We start from the raw sequence: 1,331 nt of genomic DNA, 5'->3' as shown, positions 1-1,331 counted from the left end.
GGCCAGACCCGGTGGGGCGCCCGAGAAGCGCCCTCCGGCGGCCGTCGCCACCGGCGTGCGCGCCCGGCTCGCACAGGCCACCCGCACGCCCCCAGGGCGGCTGCGACTGGCCGGCGTGGTGCTCGCGGTGCTCACCGTCGCCTTCGGCGGGCTCACCGCCTGGCAGCTGGAGACTCGGGCACAGGCCGCCGACCGGGTGGTCTCGTACAGCCAGCCGCTCAGCCGGGACGCCGCCGAGATCCACCGCAGCCTGGCCGACGCCGCCACCACCGCGGCGAGCGGCTTCCTGCTGGCCGGCGCCGAGCCCGACGCGGTCCGCACCCGCTACGAGCAGGACATCGCCACCGCCGCCAAGCTGATCGCCCAGGCCGCCGCCCGGACCACCGCGACCTCGCCCGCCCAGGGCTCGCTCTCCCGGCTGAACCAGCAACTCCCCGCCTACGCCGGCCTGGTGGAGACCGCGCGGGCCGACAACCGGCAGGGCATCCCGCTCGGCGGCGCCTACCTGCGGTACGCCTCCGAGCAGATGCAGACCGTGCTGCTGCCGGCCGCCGCCGAACTGGCCGCGGCCGAGAACCAGGAGCTGGCCGACGACTACGCCGAGGCCAAGGCGGTGCCGTGGGCGGCGTACGGCCTGGCGCTGGTCACCCTGGCCGCGCTGGCCTGGGTGCAGCTCACGCTGTTCCGCCGCACCAACCGGGTGTTCAACATCGGGCTGCTGGGCGCCACCGCCGCCGTCCTGGCCGGCGGGCTGTGGCTGGCCGTCACCGGTCTGACCACCAGCGCGGCGCTCAAGCGGAGCGTCCACGAGGGCGCGGCCCCGCTGAAGGCGCTCAACACCGCCCGGGCGGACGTGCTGACCGCCCGGCTGGCGGAGAACCTCCACTTCGTCGCCCGCGGCTCGACCACCAAGTACGCCGACCAGTGGACGAAGGCCGTCGGAGACCTCGCCGGAACCACGGACGTCCCGGCGGACCGGTCCGCCGGCTCGCTGCCGGAGGCCCTCCGCCTGGCCCCCTCGGCCGCCCAGCCGGGCATCCGGGAGGCCGCCAAGCAGTTCGACGAGTGGCGCAAACGGCACGACACCGCCCGGAACCGGGAGGTGTTCGAGGCCGACTACCAGGGCGCACTGGAGGCCACCGTGACGGCCAAGGGCGACGCGGCCACCGCCGACGCCTCCTTCAACGCCACCGACAAGGCGCTCGCCCAGGCCGCCGACATCGAGCAGGACCGCTTCAAGCAGGCCGCCGAGGGCACCGGCGGGGACCTGCGCACCGCCGCCGTCGCCGCCGCGCTGCTCGGCCTGGTGGCCGCGGCCGCCGCGCTGCGCG

Annotated in this window: 1 protein-coding gene; it reads left to right on the top strand. The window is 76.5% G+C overall.

Features of this window, described 5'->3' with window-relative positions; all coding sequences use genetic code 11:
- On the top strand, nt 1–1,331 hold a 1,331-nt coding region (locus tag AE652_RS41490), incomplete at both ends, for a hypothetical protein (RefSeq protein WP_159028739.1).

Source organism: Kitasatospora sp. MY 5-36, from assembly GCF_001182915.1.
In the GTDB taxonomy this organism is placed as follows: domain Bacteria; phylum Actinomycetota; class Actinomycetes; order Streptomycetales; family Streptomycetaceae; genus Kitasatospora.
The sequence above is the reverse complement of the archived record's forward strand: the minus strand, read 5'-3'. Positions and strand labels throughout refer to the sequence as shown.